Here is an 18,040-nt window from a genome sequence, read left to right on the forward strand (position 1 = left end):
AGGTTGTCTTGAAGAATGCAAGAGCCGTACAACGGAAAAAGATATTCAAATGTTTAATACGCGTTTAGCTTATCAAAAAGGGGGATATAATGGCACTTTTTCCATTTTCTATTGCTGATATTGATGATCCTGAATGTATTCGTGTGGTTCTTTATGCTAGCGGAAGAATGGGACATGCTCCTTTGAATGCTCTGTTGAAGCAAACACGTCAAGATCTCCAATGTTTTGATAAAATACAGACTCAAAATATTCTCCAACTTACACAGCGTTTGGATATTTTAGAACAACAATTGAAAACGATTATCAAAGATCTTGAAGATGTGAAACACAAACAAGACGCTGAAGAAGCGGATAAAAGTAAAACGATGGGTGATTAACCATCTCGATTTGTGTCTCTATGGGATTTAGCTCCTTTAAAGCAGTGAGATAGATAGTTGTGAACAGGATAGTTATTTGCCTGTCCATAGAGCATTTATTTTTTGATCAACCAAAAATGAAAAAGAGGTATTCTATAATGAAAAAATTGATTTTAATATTTTTAGCTTTGTGTCTTACTGGACCAGCTTCTGCACGTTTGTGGACTATTTCAGATGATTGTTCAGATATCGGCGGAACAATGGTTCGCTCACAAATCATCAATAATATTTCTGTCATTCCATATAAAAATTTGCAAGGGGTAAATATTCTCTCTGTTTTAGAAACGAGGCCTACAGAAGAGCCTGAAATGTCAAAAATTGTAGGAAGAACATTTCATATTCAAAGTCCTGAGATTGTTGAGCTGGCCTATAGAGCTTACAGTACATCGCAATTCGTTGATATTTGTTACAGAAGTAACTATTCAATCAATGTTATTCGAGGGCTGAGAGTGCGTGATAATTAAGCGTATTATCTGTATTCGTTGTGACTTAAATAGGCGATGCTTGGAAAATGGTCAATCTTCTACACTAAGGCTATTTTAACCCTAGCAGTTTTCTGATTTACAGTTTTTACTCAGAGTATAATCGTTCATGTTTTACAGAATTCATGAGTTATCGGTATTGAGGATCTATCTTAAGATATTCAACTACAGTTGATTCTATTTTAAACTGAGTGATTTTGCATCAATCGTCGTTTGAGCTTAGATGGCAATTTCATTCTAGCGTTTGGTGTTAGACAGATTTAAGCTTAGTGAGGCTGTAAATACGTGTCTTAATTGTCTTTGTTGACAGTATGCCGCTTGCGATAGGCAATAAATCATAGACACATTTTGAATCCGTAGAATGCACGTACATTAAAATGGCAGACATTGTCAGTGGTAGATATCGCCAATGGTAGAGCTTGTGCATGCGGTGTTTTGTTGTGTGCATGAGTCATCATTCACGCGGCATCAATAAGGGAAGGCTTTGCTGTAGAGCCTGTAAAATAAATCGTGCAACAGCGGGGATAGAGGTAAGAATAGACTGAGATGAGGCAGTCTTATCACGGGCTAAAGCTGGTTAAAATTCTCGTCTTTAAGGAGGCGAGGAGGTTAAAAATATCCATTAGATTGCATGGGGATGCATTTCATGTCCGTTGCAATAAATTTAAAAGAGGTAAATTATGAAAAGCTTTTTGAAAAAAATATCCATCGTTTTGGTGATAATAGCATTAACAACAGGTGTTTCTCATGCTGGAGTTTATGAACAAAACGGTTATCTTAATTCGGTTCAAGTCGTTAGCGCAGGAGCACAATGTCTCCTAGAGCTCAGATACGGTATCAGCCCTACTTCAGACATTCAAAAAGGTGTTTGGGGCTGTGATAACATTGTTGGAAAAAGTATTTTGGATTTGGCAAAAACCGCAGTCATTTTGAACAGAAAAGTAATGGTTATTTTTGAAGCGGGTCATGTGCCAGCAAAAAGGGTTTTAGCCATCACTTTAAAATAAGATCAATAGGGGTTTTTCTCCCTTTTTATATCTGTAACGCTTCAAGAGGTTACAGGTATAAAATATGGAGTGTATATCAAAGGTATAAAAATGTTTCAAAGAGCATTCTCAGTATTTTTAGTGACAGTTTTATTTTTTTTCTTTTCAGATGTAAATCTGTCATATGCTATTGATCCTCCCCATATGGTTTTCCGTATAGATGATCGCTCTCCATCTGTTATATTCTTTGGAGGAGGTTTTGCCCCTTGGGGGGATGATCAGGATATCATACATCATGTAACTGGGCACTCTCTTGCTCAACAGACTTCAGCATTTGTGTCTACAACTGCAAATATGGATGCAGTTTACAGAATGGCGCGGCAACAGATTGCTAATAATCCTGATGAAACGTACTGGCTATATGAAATTATTCCAGATATAAATTTTTATTATGTTCCTAACTCACTCTTTGATACAGCTATGTCTGCTGACAACGTTGTTCAACATGAACAAGTTATGGATCTTTATTATGCATATTTATGGCAGGATGAATGGGCTTCGCTGGGGGCAATCAATACAAATCATATATACTCTGCAAGAAGTATTATGCGGCAAGCGAATGGTGATATTGTCATTGGTCCTAGAACCTTTAATTCTCTTTTTGTTGCCGCTCCATCACAAGTAAATTCGGGGACACTTCCTTCACAAGATTACACTTTTTTATCAGCTTATTATTCTGATAGCGAGGATGCGTTATCTCCAATGTCACTGGCATTTCTTGTAGAATCCTGTAACAGCTCTTCATCCAGTGGTCATATGGAGCGTTCTGGGGATTCTTCCTGCAGCACATACAAACATTCTGTTGATGATATTATGTATAAAATGAATCTATGGTATGAAGCTCTTTAAAGAATTACAGCTATATCTTGCTATTTAATCAAAAACAAAAAAGTAGGAAGATAGCGCATTTCTGTTTTATTTGATTGGTTCTGATGCGCATAGTGCGTAGGGCAGAGAAAATTTTTCGGTATTATGAAGTGTGATAGGGGTGCTATAAAGCATAGGTGTGACATCATCAAAAATGGAAGCGTTGATTTAACAGTATTTGTTGACCTCGATTAGAAAATCCGTTCTTTTCTTTGTTTGGAGTTTTACATCAATAATTTCTTATCTTGTTGTCTTGCTGCTTTTTGAGAGTGCGGTGATAGAAGGCATGTAAGTTTTATATATTGAAGTGTTTGTGTGTGGTGAATATGGGGAGTGTTTTTTTCGTCATGTGATGAACTCTTCGGGCGGTGGGGATTTTGTCCATAAAGCGTCATAAAATATCGCTTTTTGTTCTATGGTGATAGAGATCCCATGAGGGGAAAAGACAAAGGGGAAAGTCAAGTGGATTTTGCGAGCCAATCATGTAAACTGGAACGAATTCCATGCGGATATAAATCAGGTTCTGTTTGTTTCATATAGCGCTATTTGTTGCATAACTTGTGATAGCCAATTCTCTAAATAAGGGGATTTGACCGGTAGAAGAAAAAAGGAATCATTACGAGACAGTAAGTGTGCTTGTTTCAGAATGTCTAATGCTTTTGCATGACATAAGGAACGCGAAACTCTGTCACGCCTTCCTTTCATATTTTCGAGTTTAGGGGTGTCCATATATTTCCTTCAACTTGATCTTTAAGCATGGGACACAAGGGAGTTGAAGGCTAGGGAGTTGGATGCAAGAGATTGAGATATAAGAGATTTGGATACAAGAGATTGGGATGAACATTTTTGGGATAAGCAAAGCTAATATGTTACGCTCGTTGTTTTACAGCGCGTTTGATAAAAAGCTAGGACATCTTTCCAATCCATTATGTATGTAACCTTAAGGCGTTGTTTTCTTAAGAGAGTACAGAGCTTTTTTGTTGCTTGTCAAACAACATCAAATTTCAAAGCTGTAACATGTTTGAGAGAAAGAAGAATGAGAGCCTTACGGATTCAGAAGGGCAAAACTCTCTGGGCAACTCCAGCTTTTGTAAGCTAGATTTTATGTATAGCAGATGAGGGCTGTATTTGAGTGATTTCTGAAATAGGAAGACAACCTTATTGAGAAAAAATATAAAGGCATATTAATCACTCTTCGGACTATCATCTTTTTCCTTTATAATTTTCAAAACTATCTATAGCAATATTATTTAAATAATGAAGATAATGCCTTATGCTTTTATGTATCGTGTGTCTTCTTGGGATCATGCCTCTCACATAAAAACAGAATGCCTCAAATATTAAAATATTATTTGTCTCCGAATATACATTTATTGCATATTCATGGACTTGTTTTTAAAGAGATATCCCACTCCCAAGTCCCTTTTACAAGAACACTCGTCAATGGTATAGGGGTAAAGCCCCTATGAAATGTATAAAACTTATAAGGTATCTCCCTCATTTTTATGCTTCATAAAAGTGCAGGTTGGTACTCTCATATATTTTTCCAGTTTCCAATGTTACGAAAGCCTTGGTTCGTGAGACGATTCATAAGAGGCATATGCCTTTTTTGTACAGTTTTTAATCCACATGCCAGCTCCGCTTGTAACTTGCAAGCGACATGGTTTTGATTGTTTCAACAGAAAACAAATTTAGGATGAGAGAATCCTGTGGTATTCGGGTCTCTCATTCAATATGAAAAAACAATAAATACTCTTTATAAATCAATGTGATGTATCTTAAAGAAGACGAATTGTTTATAAAGCCGCATGGATGAAGAATCTTCGTCTTTTAAGGTGGTGAAAGAAAATCATAATCCCTATTTTTTCATAAAGGGCGTGAGAAAAGTCTTTCACAAAAATTTTATACGATAAAAATTATACAATAAAAAAAGAGAGTCTTTTAACATAAGAGTCTTGATCGTTTGCTGCTATAACCTGTATTGTGTACACAGATACTGCTATCATTTTTTACTGTAAAAGCTTCTCTTGGGATATTAAAGGGTACAATCTTTATGGAAAGAAGAATCCGCGCAAGGCAAAAGGCTTATTTAAAAAGATTATATCGCAAGATTGCTTTTGTTTGCATAATACTTTTTTGTATAGTGATTTTGTGTTTTGTTGTTGCAAAGGTGGTCAGTTATTTTTCTTCTCATAAAAAAATAACACAACAAGCATCTGTTGAATTGGTTATTCCTGTTTTTGATCTGCGCGTATATTGCAAGGAAATTTCTGCTTCCGTTATGCCCGATATGAAAAGAGAAGTTTATCAGCATTGTCTTAATTTGGAAAGTGAGGCCTATTTTGCTATTCGTGAAATGTGGGATAAGCTTTCTGATACTGCAAAAAAACAATGTTTGACGATGGTACGACCTGGGGATGGAAATTATTTTCTCTTACGCGATTGTTTTCTCAATGAAAAAGAAAATAAAAAAGGCAAAAGACGCAATTACTTTTAAGTTTTTATACGGAAAGTTAAAAGGATGCGAATTTTGATGAAAAGATAAAAACCCCTTAAATTACGATCTGCCTCGAGACCAATAGAAATTTTATTTATTTATCTTGTTATATTGCACTTCTTATTTAAGGTGTTGCGACATAAGGCATGGATGCCTCCTTGAAATGTTTAAAGGGGCGTGGTGGAGTTTTAGGAGGATTTGTTGAGCTTTTTTAAGGGAAATAACAGGCGTGGGAAATCCATTTCGTAATGGTTCTGGTGAAGGGTATAATGGTAAAGCCTCTCATGAAGTGTATAAAATTTATAGAGCATGTTCATCTTTACGTTTCAAAAAAGAGTAAGCTCCAAGTACTATCTTACACTGTGCTCGTTCCCAATGGTGCCTCTCGACAGCCCGTAAGCCTTAGAGATGGTTCATAAGAGGCACTTTTAGCCTTTCTTTATCGTTTTTACTCTACGCAGGCTTTTCCGAGTGTAACATGCAAGAAAAAGAGATTGATTCAATAGTAAACAGATTGAGGATGAAAAATCCTACGGTATTAAGTTTTCTTACTTAATACAAAAATATGAATTATCATTATAAATTAATTCAGTGTACGAATTTTACAAGAATTTTGATTGTTGACAGAACAGTGTGACTTGAGAACCTTCGTTCTTTGAGGGCGTAAGTCAATAGACATGACAAAAATGAGTAAAAAACTTCCTTTTATAAACATTCAAGGCTGCTTCATGCGTAAAGTGCTGTGCTGGGTTTACAAATGTGCTTGTTTTATAATTCCAGTTTTCTTTATCAGAAAAGATAAGAGAGGAAATGCGTTATGCCATTCTTATTGATAGTTTTTGAGGAGAGTATCTTTTTGAGAAGAAGCTGATTTTTAGGAAAGTGTGACATATTGGTCATTTTTTTCATAATTTGATATTTTTTTGTATTTAAATATTTTGTTTTTAGGCTCAATTTGTTATAAATAAAGGCTGTGATTAACTTAAAAATGCATGGGTAAAAATAGAAATTGATAGTATCGGGCTTATTTAGGAAAGAAGATTAATCTCTTGGTGATTATAGGGCTTGAATAATACTTCGTATTAATCTATCTATAAAGATCAAGAGGTTTTGTGAAGCGATCGTGGATTATCGCTCGCAAAGGGGTTGCTTTAGCGATGAAGAGAGGCTATATTCATAAAATAAAGAGGTTCGCGCGGTGACTCGCTGGGATGGAAGTGCTTGTGAGTTAAATGCACGAGGGGGTAGAGGATATCGGCGTTTTTAGGAGCGGTGGTTTTAGAGCAAAAAAGGAAGCTTCTAATATTCTCTGGCAGGAATTTTTCTTTGTCAGGTGTGTTGTGTGTGTGTGTGTTTCCCTTTTTGTTTTCCACAAGATAATTATTTTTTTAGTGAAATATGGTTTATTTTAAAAAAAACACTTGGCATTTTACGTGAACATCATTAGGTTTCTGCTGTTTAACAGAGAAAGAGGGAATTTTTAATTTACGATTTCCCTGCTGTTTTATGATTTTCAAGAAAATATATGCTTTTATCAATATCAGTAGGGTTCGTTTGAGTAAAATAAACGCGGATAGCTTGATAACCGTATGTTAAAAATGATTAGCATTATCAAAAGGTAATGCAATGAGGAAGAGTCAATTAAGACATACATATAAGACAAACACTCCAAAAAGGGATAAAGATGAGGCCACAACAAAATAGACGGGTACGCGGTCGCAACAATAACAATAATGGTAATAGCAATAATAATCGTCGCGGTCCTAATCCGTTGTCTCGCAATTATGAAAGTAGCGGTCCGGATGTTAAAATTCGCGGGAATGCTCAGCAAATTGCCGATAAATACATAAGCCTTGCGCGTGATGCACAAGGTGCGGGTGATCGTGTTATGTCGGAGAATTATTTACAACATGCCGAGCACTATTTGCGTATTATTTTAGCAGCAGCTGGACAAATGTCTCAATCGGTTCGACGTGATGAAAATCGTGGTGATGAAAATCGTGATGAAAACAACGAGCAAGAATGCGGTGAAATAAATCTTGACGGTGAAAAAAAGGATACTGTCGAGGATGATACAGATGTATTACAGATGCCGTCGCAAAAAAATGGTAATGGCCAATATGCTAAAACGCAAAATGGGGATGCGCGTGAAAATGCTTTAGAGGCTCTATCGGATGAAAAAACCGATCAAGAGCACTGTCGCTCTGAGAAAAATGTTGAACCTGTCAAAAAAACACGTCGTTCTCCTCGTCGACGTACTGTACGGACCCAACAAGATGAATCATCTCTTGAGCTTTCACTTGCAACAGCAGAAAGCACGAGCAATGGAGATGCATCAACAGCAACAAAAGAGGTTTCTTCGTTGCCTGGATTAAGTGAGGGGATACAGAGAAAACCGCGCCGTCGCCGAGTGGTCAATCTTGAAGCAGAGGAAAATGTTTAAATCTTCAGGGATTCTGTGTAAGCGCTTGTGGTGATGTTATTGGTATCATGATAGTAAATATATATGCTTAAGAAGCTTCTTGCGCTTTGTTTGAATTTTCACGGGCAGTATTAGGAACTTAACGAAGGGGGTTGACAGAAAAGATTGCCTCTTTACTGGGATTTAAGTGAGGGAATACAGAGAAAAGCACATCCGTGTATTTTAAGAGGCAGTTCTTGTATGAAGAACGCAATGTCGTTGTTTTATTTATTCCTACTTATATTTAATATTGTTCAATGTATTTATGCCCATTTTGCGATGGTGCTCATGAATTCTATCATGTGAAATACATCGGTTATCTTTGCTTAATAAAAGATGTAAGCTGGGCGTTATTGCGTTAATTTTCAATGTTGAAACAGTTCTTCTTTTGATATCGGATCATTCATAAGAGGTATTTTTATTCATCCATTTCCTTGCTGGGATATGTGAGCAAATGATTTTGATTCAGTTCCTTATGAACAGATTTGAAAGGGGAGAATCTTACAGTATTTGAGGTTCTCGTTTGACATGCAAAATAAATCATCACTATAAATTAATTATGTTGAATTTTTGCACTCAAGAAGATGCCTTTCTTGCATGTTCATTAGATTTTCCCAAGCGATGTCAGTTTTCTTAAAAATGGGAATGCGTTGACAGAAAGGTTTCTTCTTTTCCGAGATTAGGTCAGGAGATACAGTGAAAAATCTACCGTTTCCTAAGTGGTCGTATCTTGAAGCAGAGGAAAATTTTTAAATCTTCAGGGATGCTATGTAAGCGCTTGTGGTGATGTTCGTTTGCTTAATGAGGCATTATCTTCGAACTTTCTTTTGTTGTTTCAACAGAAAGAACGGCGATTAGTGCACCGGTGTGATAATTGTAAATCATAAATTTTGTTTGTCTATCAGGGGTTAAAACTTTCAGTACAATATTGTGTTCTGAGAGGCTTTGCGACAAAATCTGTGTTTTTTCCGGTAGAGAGAGCGTATGATGGATAACGTGTGGGTTTTGGTTGGGAGAGGAAGATAGCTCTGTTTGTTTTGGCGCTGATCCGGTTGTTATCACTTTATAAACAATTAAAAACAGTACAGTTAGAATAAGGAAAAGCGTTATTAAAACGGAAATAATCATTAAACCCATAAGTTTTTTTCTCACTCGTTCTACAGCAGGATCTAAAGGGAGATCTTGAGGCAGAGAGTTTTGCTCTGTGTGATGGTCTTTTGAAGGTTGCATGCGCTTATTATCAATCATGTCTTTCATTGAGTATTTTTTTGAGATCTGATGGGTTTATGCTTTTAAAGTTTTTTCTGCAAGAGGTTTGTGGAAGAAGAATGCAAAAGAGGAAGCGATGTTGGTAAAATACCTTCTTTCTGGACTGTAGATATCTTGTTATTTACGTTTTGGCTTTTAAGCAGGAAATTTCCACGGTTTGTTACAGACCAGATCAATTTTACTTCTTGTTGATGTAAATCTGCATGGACGTTTATACATTGAGCAAAAATTTGTTGTCCAGAAAATGAAAACTTTTTTGTGGACGGTATCATGGATTGTTCACATGCTTGAGCCGTGGGATAGATTTTAACCATTGTATTGTTCGAATAGCAACTATTAAAATCATCTGTACATGAAACTAATAAGAGGATAAAAACAAGGGGGGTCATCAATTATTTTCCAAATGAGAGGTTGACAGAGCGGACTCCAATTTGTCAGCTTAGGGGACTCTTCACTGTTAAACGGTTTCAAAGTTTTTTAGTTCCGCGTTTGAGATGCCATTCTATATTGAATTATTCAAAGTCATTGGCTTGCACGTCATAAAAGGGTGGGTATGGGCTTTGTGTTGGTGAGAAATATTTGAAAAAAGACTAAAATGCCTCTTATGAACGCTCTCAGAGGTCAAGGGCTGTTGTAACATGAGGGACAAATGGTATGATGATGCTCGCTACTACTTTTATGAAGTGAAAAGAGGCATGAAGGTACAGAAGGATGTGGAGTAAAAAGGGGCGTGTTTGAGGGTTCACTTTACGGGGGCTATTAATTATGTTTTATTTACAGACACTGTTTTGATTTGAAATGAGCGTGGATACGCTGGCAAATATTAAAAAAGTGCGTGAATCAAAGACACAAGCGTATTCTGTTATAGGGTGTCCTATTGTACATGAAGAGAATATCTCCATTAAAGAATGCGATAAATACAAGCATAAAATGTGTAATTTTCATCAATTGATTGTCGTTGTTGTGGTTGCTTTAAGCCCGTAAAGCTGAAGAGTGATGATGGATGTTAGCTTTACTTCTTGAAATTTCATATTCTGCCAAAATGAAATTGTATGTGCATTGCGAAAATGACACAAAAAGAGGTGGGTAATAGACTCGCTTTTATTTGGCATATAAAAGCTGAAACGGTTTGCGCTTCATCGTTTTGGTTCTTGTTTTAAAATATGCGGTTATATAAGGGATGGAAGTTGATTGACAGCGGGAATGGACTTTATGTAGCTTTCAGTTCTCATCGTTAAGGTTTTGGGGAACTATTGGGGGATTATAGAGCTGGGTTTAAAGGGGTGAAAATATCTTTGTGCTTAATAAAATAGAGGAGAAATTTTGCTAAAAAAAGGGGAAACTTCTCTTGTTTATTTATTGTTTAAAATGCTCTTTTAAGAAAAAATATCAAAATAAGTATCAGGAACAGAGAGGCAATAGACAATTCCTTCTTGTGTCAATTTGAGGGAAGCTGAACCATTCACGGAAATGGGAACGATTTTTTCGAGAACGGCACTACCAAAACAGGCTTTTTTATTGTTTGTGGGAGGGATGCCGGATTCAAAACTTTCATGCCAAGTGATGATAAGTTGCGTTTTGCCATTCGGTTTTGTTTCGATTTCACAACGTACACAGATGCTCCCCTTTTCTTGGGAAAGGGCTCCAAAAGAAAGAGAATTGACAATCAGTTCATGAAAAGCCAAACCAATATGCAAAGCGGCATTGGGAAAAAGATAAGGATCTACGCCTTCAAGTGAAAAACGTTTTGTTTCTTTCATAAAATAGCCTAAAGCCTGCGTTTGGACCAATTCGCGAAATTGAGCACCACGCCAATCGGAATCAGTGATCAGATCTTGAGAATGAGAAAGAGAATGAAGACGACCTTGAAATTTGCGTAAGAAAACCTGAAGAGATTCAGTATAGCGCGCGGTTTGGCTAGCAATACTTTGAATGATCGCTAAAAGGTTTTTAGAACGGTGACTGACTTCGCGAAGAAGGATTTTAAGCACTTGTTCACGGCGGCGTAAGCCGGAAATATTAACACCGGTGGTGATAATACCGATAATGTCTTCGTTATCATTGCGGTGGCAATCAATAGAAAATTTGTACCAAATCTCTTGTTTGTTTGTATCTTCAAAACGTGCTTCAACAGTTTGCATTTTGCCACTCGCTAAAACTTGCAGTTTGATGGTTTCCATATTGTCTGCAAGGTCAAGCGAAAAAAAGTCGCTGTCACGACACCCAACCCGCCATTTATTGTGCAAATGGTGCGGCAAGTTTTCAGCCCATAAATAAACCAGATTTGTTGCCTGATAGAGAACACAAATATCAGCACCACGAATCGCTTGCATGAGCGCACTCATATGAGATCTATCCATGGGAGGCTTTGAAAGAGGCGTAACGATCATAATTTTAAGATGTTACTCTGTTCTAAGCCGCTTTAGAAGCATTCTCTTGAAAAAATAAAGCTTGAGAAATAAGCGCTTTCACCATATCCGGGTTGAAAGGTTTGGTCACTAAAAAAGTTGGTTCTGGACGCTCGCCAGTCAGCAGCCTTTCAGGAAAAGCCGTGATGAAAATCACTGGTATACGGTCATTTTTCAAAATCTCGTTGACCGCGTCAATACCTGAACTGTTATCGGCTAATTGAATATCAGCCAAAATCAACCGTGGTTTTTTCTTATGATACATGATGACAGCTTCATCACGCGTGCGCGCTATTCCTACAACATGATGACCTAGGCTTTCTACCATTTGCTCAATATCAAGCGCAATAAGAGGTTCATCTTCAATAATCATTACTTCAGTGGCAATTTGTTGAGAAATATCAATGGATGCTTGGTTGAGAAGCTTGCGGAATTCTTTTGTATCCAGATTCATGATTTCGCTGGCTTCTCGTTCATGAAATCCTTCAACGGCAATGAGCAAAAATGCTTGGCGTGCACGGGGCGTGAGATAGGATAATTTGGCACTTGTTTTTTGTTCAAGACCAAATTGGGGCAGGGGTTCAGGGATGTTCGGTGTGGTTTGGTCAAAAAGATGGCAAAAAAGCCAATAGGTACCAATTCGGTCACTGGATGCTTTGGGAAAAATGGAGATATCGGCGATGAGTGCTTCCAACATCGCGGATACATAAGCATCGCCAGAGGATTGGCTACCGGTGACAGAGCGGGCAAAACGCCGAAGATAGGGAAGATGCGGGGCAATGCGCGTTGATAATGACATAATTTATAACTCCTTTGACCTTTCAAGCATTTTGTTGATTGAAATTCTCAGCCGGTAAAAAAGTTCCTTGATTTGTATGGAACTTTTTACCGACAGCTATATTTACAACCATAAGGCGAAAAAATTCTTCGCGGTGCTACTGATATTATATGGATTAGGGGGATGAAAAATGAACGACCGTGATGAAAAAAATCTCACCACACAATTTACAGTTGGAGATGATCTTCTCGGGGTCAATAGCGAAATAGCACGGAAGTTACGTCAATTTTACATGGAAATTCAAGAAGAAGCACTGCCACGGTGTTTGCTTGAGCTTTTAGAGAAGTTGGAGCGCGCAGAGCAATTTGGCTTAAACAATGTGGAAAAGGTTTGAATCCTTTATGTCAAAGTGCGCGAAAAACTTTAAACAAGAACTTCTTTTGGTGTTGCCGGCTTTACGAGCTTTTGCTGTTTCTTTAAGTGGTAAGCAGGATAAAGCCGAAGATTTGGTCCAAGATACTGTTATGAAGGCATGGGCCAAGCAAGATAGTTTTGAGATGGGAACCAATCTTAAGGCTTGGCTTTTTACCATTTTGCGCAATGAATTTTACAGTCAAATGCGTAAAAAGGGAAGAGAAGTTCAAGATACCGATGGCGTGTTTACTCAAAATGTCGCTGTTCATCCGGCTCAATATGGATCGCTTGATTTGCAAGATTTCAAAAAAGCCTTAAATTTGCTTTCTGCCGATCAAAGAGAAGCCATTATTCTCATTGGCGCATCGGGGTTTTCTTATGAGGATGCTGCGGCTATTTGTGGTTGTGCTGTTGGAACCATTAAAAGCCGTGTGAGCAGGGCGCGTAATCGATTACAAGAACTTCTCAAGGTGGATGGTGAGTCTGATTATGGTCCTGATTCTTATTCAGCTGGAAGTACATTGTGTTCATTTAACGGCTAAAAAAGCATAATAATTATGATCGATAGCCTTGTTTTTTTTATTCCCGTTATAGCTATTACAGTAAAGTCAGTATCTGAGGAAATTCAGAGTGTTTGGCGTGTATCCTTAGGAACACAAGAAAAGCCTGTATAAACTTTCCCACGGGCTTTAGGTTTTATTTTCCATAAGGTTGCCTTCCTTTGTGCTGAAAAATGACGACTTTCAAGTTCGCCAATGGACATTCTATGACAACAAAAACAAATTTGATGCCTCAAATGCCTTCTTCTGATGCAACGATATCACGCTGGCGGTGGTGTGCGATTGTTGTTTCTCTTGTTATGGCTCTTTTGGCATCGGTTTTTATTATGTTGCTTTCAAATGCCGTTGATCGAGAAGTCGCACAGTTGAATACAAGTTCAGAATTGCGTGAACAGGCTGATTTGGTCCTTATTAGCTTGATTGATATGGCTGTTGCTGATCGCAGCTATGCAAAAACGCGCAAGGCGGAAGATAAAATACGTTTTGAAAATGCAGAGCGGGAGTTGGGGGATATTCTCGATTATATCGCACTTATTGTTTATGCGCATCCACAATGGGATGAATGGTTTACGGCTTTTAAAAAAGAGGTTGAAGCACGAAAAGCATTTATGAATGCCCATATGCATGCTCTTGATGCGATTCCTGAACAACCTTCTCAAGCTGCCTCTTTTGAAGGATCAAAGATTCCTGTGGCACGTTTAGCTCAATTGATGACAAGCTTTATTAATGGGGATGATGTGGTGCGACAAAAACAGCGTGAGGGTATCGCATTAATGCGGGCTGCTTTGACATTGGCGGCTATTGTTTCTGTTGTGAGTACTTTTATTTCTGCCTATTTTGTTATTAATCGTTTTCATCGTGATGTGCGCTCTTTAAAATTGTATCAATTGCTGCTTCATAGCGAAAATATCGCTCTGGAAGCCCGCGTGAAAGAACGGACACAAGAATTAGAAAGAGCACGCAATCACGCTGAAAAAGAACGCCAACGGGTTGAAATATTATTGCAGGATGCAAGCCATCGCATTGGCAATTCTCTTGGGACGGTGTCTTCTTTGCTGGGGCTCCAGTTAAACCGGAGCAAAAATGAAGAGGTACGTTCTGTTCTAGGAGCTGCGCGTGATCGTATTCAGACAATTTCTACAGCACATCGTCGTTTGCGCTTAAGTGATGATATGGAAACGACTTTATTGGCAGAGTTTCTCAGTTCTGTTGTGCATGATGTCGAATTGGCAGTCCCTTTTGAATTGCGTGAAAACATCACCATTCACACCAATTTTAAAGATTGTCGCCTGTCTTCAAGAGATGCGACAACACTTGGAATTATTCTTGGTGAACTGCTGACAAATTCCTTAAAACATGCCTTTCCTGATCAACGTACGGGTCATATTTATATCTCCTTTGGTCCCCAGAAAGATGGACAATTGATGCTCATTGTAGAAGATGATGGCGTGGGAATGAAAAGCCAAACTTTAGAACAAAAAACAGGACTTGGTCGTGTGGTCGTGGAACAGCTCTGTATGCAATTTGGTGAGAAACCTCTGTTTGAAACTTCTGCTTTGAGGGGCACAAAGATTGTCATTCCTTTGCCAAAACTCAGTATGAATAGTTCAAAAAAACTCTGATTGATTTTTTTTAAGAGATAAATTCTTTACTCTCTGCTTGTTCGCTTTAATAAAAATGAGAATAAAATATGACTTAGATAACACGAACACAGCACCATTCATTTTAGCTTGTCAATTGTTTTCAAGAGAAGAAACTTTTCTTCTTCATCTTTTGCTCTCTTTGTTTTTCGCTTTGTTTACTCCGATTATCGGCTTTTAAAATTCTCTTTTTTTGTATGTTTTATAGCTTTGAAGTGCTTAAGTTAAAATTTAAATTTATTTTGAATAAGAGCTCCTTTAAGCCAATAATAATACTTATATTAGTAAGCTCTATTTCTTTGCGAAGAGATTGTTTTTTCAAGTTTTGTTATTTTTTGTAAGGCATGTAAAACTTTAAATATGGGGTGTTTTTGTAAAAGTGTGTAACGAATATTCTTAAGGATAACTTGCTCATAAAGTTTATGAAACACCGTTTTTTAGGGCTATGAACAGCATAAGCATTCAACAAGTGAAATCTCTTCAACAAGAAGTCTGGTTGTTTATAGAATGATATGGGTTTTAGAATCTTCATCCTTGAGAAAAAACTTACCTTTGATTAAAATTTTATTGCATGGAAAACAAAGGGATTTTTATCGTTTTGATAAAACAAACAAGAAGAGTTAGCCTTTTTGGATTTCATATTTTGCACTTTTCTATCGTGCATAAACATGCAAAGGGGAGGGCGTTTTATTTTTAATCATTGTTATGGCAGCCTTGGGTGGTGGCATATTTCGGCGTATTCTTTACAGATATTTAAAGTGCGGAAATCTCTTTGAGAAAAATAAGCGCTAAAGCATATTTTTTAGATGTTTTGAGTCGTAAAAATGCAGATGCTTTTATGCTTTAAGTATCTTCAGAGGGGGGTATCGGGCTGTTGATCAAGGCATCAATATTGTTTTTTTCTTGGAGGAATGTTTGTAGGTCTTGATTGGTTAAGGCTTTGCTATCCGGTATACGGATGCGCATAGGATCAACTTTGATGCCATTGACAATGATTTCAAAATGACAATGGGGTCCGGTTGCCATGCCTGTTGATCCAACATAGCCAATAATTTGTCCTTGTCGTACTTTCACGCCTGGTTTGATGTCTGGTGCATAACGGCTTTGGTGTGAATAACTGCTGACATATCCATTGGCATGTTGAATTTCCGTGTGATTTCCATAGCCGCCTGTTACGCCTACTCTTGTGACAATACCATCTCCTACAGCAATAATGGGTGATCCTTTAGGAGCAACCCAGTCAACACCCGTATGCATGCGAATATAGCCTAAAATAGGATGTTTGCGTGGACCAAAGGGGGAGCCAAAAATCCCATTTGGTGTGGGTTTTCGCAGCAAGAAAGGCTTTGAACTCTTCCCTTCAGAATCATAATAATCAACGCTTCCATCTTTTAATTGATAACGGTAATATTTATAAGTTGTATTCCCAAAAGTTGCACTAATATAACGAATTTCTGGATCAGTGTTTTTGGATGCTTCCTTTGCTTTCAAGTTCTTTTTGCCGTTTTTGTTTTCTTTATCGCTTTGTGGTACGGCATAAAATATTTCGATTTGATCATTGGGGGTTATCGGACTTTTCATGTCAATATTGGTGGCCAGCAGACGAATGAGACGATGAGAGAGAGATTGTGATATATTATGGCTTAGCAAAGCACTATAGAGTGCATCATAAGCTGTTGGTAATTGCGCGCTATTGATATAAGAATGCGGAATACCATTTTGAAAAGCCGTTTTAAGAGCTTTAGACATTTTAGGCTCTGTGCTTTCAATGAATTGGCCTTTATCATTTAGCGCAATGGTGAGAACATGATACATCCCTTGATAGATACTTGCGCGTACGAGATGATCTTCTTCACCAGCTTGTGTCACGATGCCAATGCGTAAAAGACTTCCCTCTTTAAGGGTATCGGAAAGGCTCATTTTTTCTAGCGTTTTTACAACCTGTTCAATTTGCTTTTTTGTATAACTGGTTTTTTTGAAAGCATCGGCTATCGTTTGTTTTTTACGAATAGGAATAATATCTTCAACATAGTTTTTTGTCAGATCGATACGGTGACTTTGAGGAGAAACGGTTACATTTTCTTGCACAATGCGAACTTCAGGGGATTCTGTACCTTGGGAATCAGTAGATGCATCTTCTAACTTTAAAGGATCAATCAATGTGAGAACTGAAAGAAGTTCGGTACTTTTTTCTAACGTAAACCCAGCTTTTTGCACTTCTTGTTGTGCCTCTTCATCTGTCAGCGTATCGTTGTCATCAAAATCGAATTGATTTACCTTAAAATCATAGCTGCGTAAGGTGATTTTTGTTTCAACCTTTGCTCCATAAATCTGTCCAGAATCTTGTGGTTTGGCACTTTGATTTTTCGAATCACTGGCAAGAATGCTTAAAGAATCAAATTTTGGATAGCTATATTTTTGGGGGCGCTTTTCAGCTAAAGCCATACGAATCCATTCAAAATGTTGTGTTTGAATGACTTGTTCATCGCCTTTTTTTTGCAGAATCGATAGTTCAAATTGACGTTTGCTGTCAAAGCTTTGCCGTGCATGGGTGGGAGAAATACGATCCCCTTTATATCCATTGGCCTCAGGATCTTGTGTGTGTGAGAGATTTTCATTTGTAAACCATTGTGGAGGGGTTACCAATCGCTGTTGTTCATCAAGAGCCGTAAAAAGTGCAATACCCATAAGAATGCAGGAAGTGATTCCTGTTAGAACGGTTCCCGTAAGCCAACGGGCCGAAACTTGTCGGCGCGCAGGACGCAAGCGTTTGACGACAAGAGCAGGGTCCTGTCCGGGATCGTTTTTTTGTTGTTCGTTATCCCACATAGATTCTAAGAGTACTTTTTCAATATTAAATAAAGAAAGCTAGCATAGCTTAGCATGTTTCTACAAGAATTTGATTCTTTTTACAAATTACAGATCATACGAATTCTCTTTATACAGCAATGTCTTTATGAATCGTACCTGTGCAGAAAAATTTCCTTATTAAAGTAACATAAAACAAGCGTTATTGTGATTAATCCATTCCTAGGCGCTTCCTATTTTTATGCATTGCAATGGGGTGCTATATTTTACTTTAAAGGCGCTATGCTCCCTTTAACTCTTTCTGTTTTCATGTTTTATTTTTATTTTAGTGTAATGTATTGAAATACAACCAGATGTTTATGTTATTTTATTTTAAAAAAAGTAAAAAATGATA

Annotated in this window: 16 protein-coding genes; 9 read left to right on the top strand and 7 right to left on the bottom strand. The window is 37.5% G+C overall.

What is annotated here, in order from left to right:
• The first annotated feature begins 89 nt into the window (after positions 1-89).
• From ACFIJR_RS04215 to ACFIJR_RS04240, 6 genes are all read left to right on the top strand, one after another.
• A complete protein-coding gene (locus ACFIJR_RS04215) occupies positions 90-377 on the top strand; it encodes a hypothetical protein (protein WP_273791311.1) in 288 nt (95 codons plus the stop codon).
• Positions 378-514: 137 nt separating this feature from the next.
• Entirely contained in the window at positions 515-880 is a 366-nt protein-coding gene (locus ACFIJR_RS04220; RefSeq protein ID WP_375617995.1) for a hypothetical protein, read from the top strand.
• Between the two features lie 698 nt (positions 881-1,578).
• Complete coding sequence (locus ACFIJR_RS04225; RefSeq protein WP_375617996.1) at positions 1,579-1,905, top strand: hypothetical protein; 327 nt, start codon at positions 1,579-1,581, stop codon at positions 1,903-1,905.
• A gap of 120 nt (positions 1,906-2,025) precedes the next feature.
• Positions 2,026-2,793, top strand: coding sequence for a hypothetical protein (locus tag ACFIJR_RS04230; protein WP_375653683.1), 768 nt, complete (start codon positions 2,026-2,028; stop codon positions 2,791-2,793).
• A 2,071-nt stretch (positions 2,794-4,864) separates the two neighbouring features.
• A complete protein-coding gene (locus ACFIJR_RS04235; RefSeq protein ID WP_375626316.1) occupies positions 4,865-5,308 on the top strand; it encodes a hypothetical protein in 444 nt (147 codons plus the stop codon).
• A 1,684-nt stretch (positions 5,309-6,992) separates the two neighbouring features.
• Entirely contained in the window at positions 6,993-7,751 is a 759-nt protein-coding gene (locus ACFIJR_RS04240; RefSeq protein ID WP_375653685.1) for a DUF4167 domain-containing protein, read from the top strand.
• An 816-nt stretch (positions 7,752-8,567) separates the two neighbouring features.
• On the opposite strand, the gene ACFIJR_RS04245 is transcribed toward ACFIJR_RS04240, so the two are convergent.
• The 5 genes from ACFIJR_RS04245 to ACFIJR_RS04265 all read right to left on the bottom strand — a co-directional run bounded on the left by ACFIJR_RS04245 (position 8,568) and on the right by ACFIJR_RS04265 (position 12,245).
• Complete coding sequence (locus ACFIJR_RS04245) at positions 8,568-9,017, bottom strand: hypothetical protein (protein WP_375625398.1); 450 nt, start codon at positions 9,015-9,017, stop codon at positions 8,568-8,570.
• Positions 9,018-9,061: 44 nt separating this feature from the next.
• Complete coding sequence (locus ACFIJR_RS04250) at positions 9,062-9,427, bottom strand: hypothetical protein (RefSeq protein ID WP_375648306.1); 366 nt, start codon at positions 9,425-9,427, stop codon at positions 9,062-9,064.
• 555 nt (positions 9,428-9,982) lie between these two features.
• On the bottom strand, positions 9,983-10,150 hold the full coding sequence (locus ACFIJR_RS04255) for a hypothetical protein (protein WP_375653686.1): 168 nt from the start codon (positions 10,148-10,150) through the stop codon (positions 9,983-9,985).
• A 264-nt stretch (positions 10,151-10,414) separates the two neighbouring features.
• The gene (locus tag ACFIJR_RS04260) at positions 10,415-11,428 is read right to left on the bottom strand and encodes a sensor histidine kinase (RefSeq protein ID WP_375625400.1); all 1,014 of its coding nucleotides are present in this window, start codon (positions 11,426-11,428) and stop codon (positions 10,415-10,417) included.
• Between the two features lie 22 nt (positions 11,429-11,450).
• Complete coding sequence (locus tag ACFIJR_RS04265) at positions 11,451-12,245, bottom strand: response regulator (protein WP_375626310.1); 795 nt, start codon at positions 12,243-12,245, stop codon at positions 11,451-11,453.
• 169 nt (positions 12,246-12,414) lie between these two features.
• Here ACFIJR_RS04265 and ACFIJR_RS04270 point away from each other — a divergent pair, with 169 nt between their 5' ends.
• Together ACFIJR_RS04270 and ACFIJR_RS04275 are read left to right on the top strand one after the other, a co-directional pair.
• Positions 12,415-12,618: a NepR family anti-sigma factor gene (locus ACFIJR_RS04270; RefSeq protein WP_015856821.1), complete on the top strand. Its 204-nt coding sequence runs from the start codon at positions 12,415-12,417 to the stop codon at positions 12,616-12,618.
• Positions 12,619-12,625: 7 nt separating this feature from the next.
• Entirely contained in the window at positions 12,626-13,180 is a 555-nt protein-coding gene (locus ACFIJR_RS04275) for an RNA polymerase sigma factor (RefSeq protein ID WP_015856820.1), read from the top strand.
• Between the two features lie 83 nt (positions 13,181-13,263).
• Here ACFIJR_RS04275 and ACFIJR_RS04280 read toward each other — a convergent pair whose 3' ends face one another.
• Positions 13,264-13,401, bottom strand: a complete 138-nt coding sequence (locus tag ACFIJR_RS04280) for a hypothetical protein (RefSeq protein WP_375653688.1) — start codon at positions 13,399-13,401, stop codon at positions 13,264-13,266.
• 3 nt (positions 13,402-13,404) lie between these two features.
• On the opposite strand from ACFIJR_RS04280, the gene ACFIJR_RS04285 reads away from it, so the two are divergent.
• Entirely contained in the window at positions 13,405-14,820 is a 1,416-nt protein-coding gene (locus ACFIJR_RS04285) for a sensor histidine kinase (protein ID WP_375625402.1), read from the top strand.
• Positions 14,821-15,681: 861 nt separating this feature from the next.
• Here ACFIJR_RS04285 and ACFIJR_RS04290 read toward each other — a convergent pair.
• Entirely contained in the window at positions 15,682-17,667 is a 1,986-nt protein-coding gene (locus ACFIJR_RS04290; RefSeq protein WP_375625403.1) for a M23 family metallopeptidase, read from the bottom strand.
• Between the last annotated feature and the right edge of the window lie 373 nt (positions 17,668-18,040).

This window comes from Bartonella sp. OD88NMGDW (genome assembly GCF_042193775.1).
In the GTDB taxonomy this organism is placed as follows: Bacteria; Pseudomonadota; Alphaproteobacteria; order Rhizobiales; family Rhizobiaceae; genus Bartonella; species Bartonella grahamii.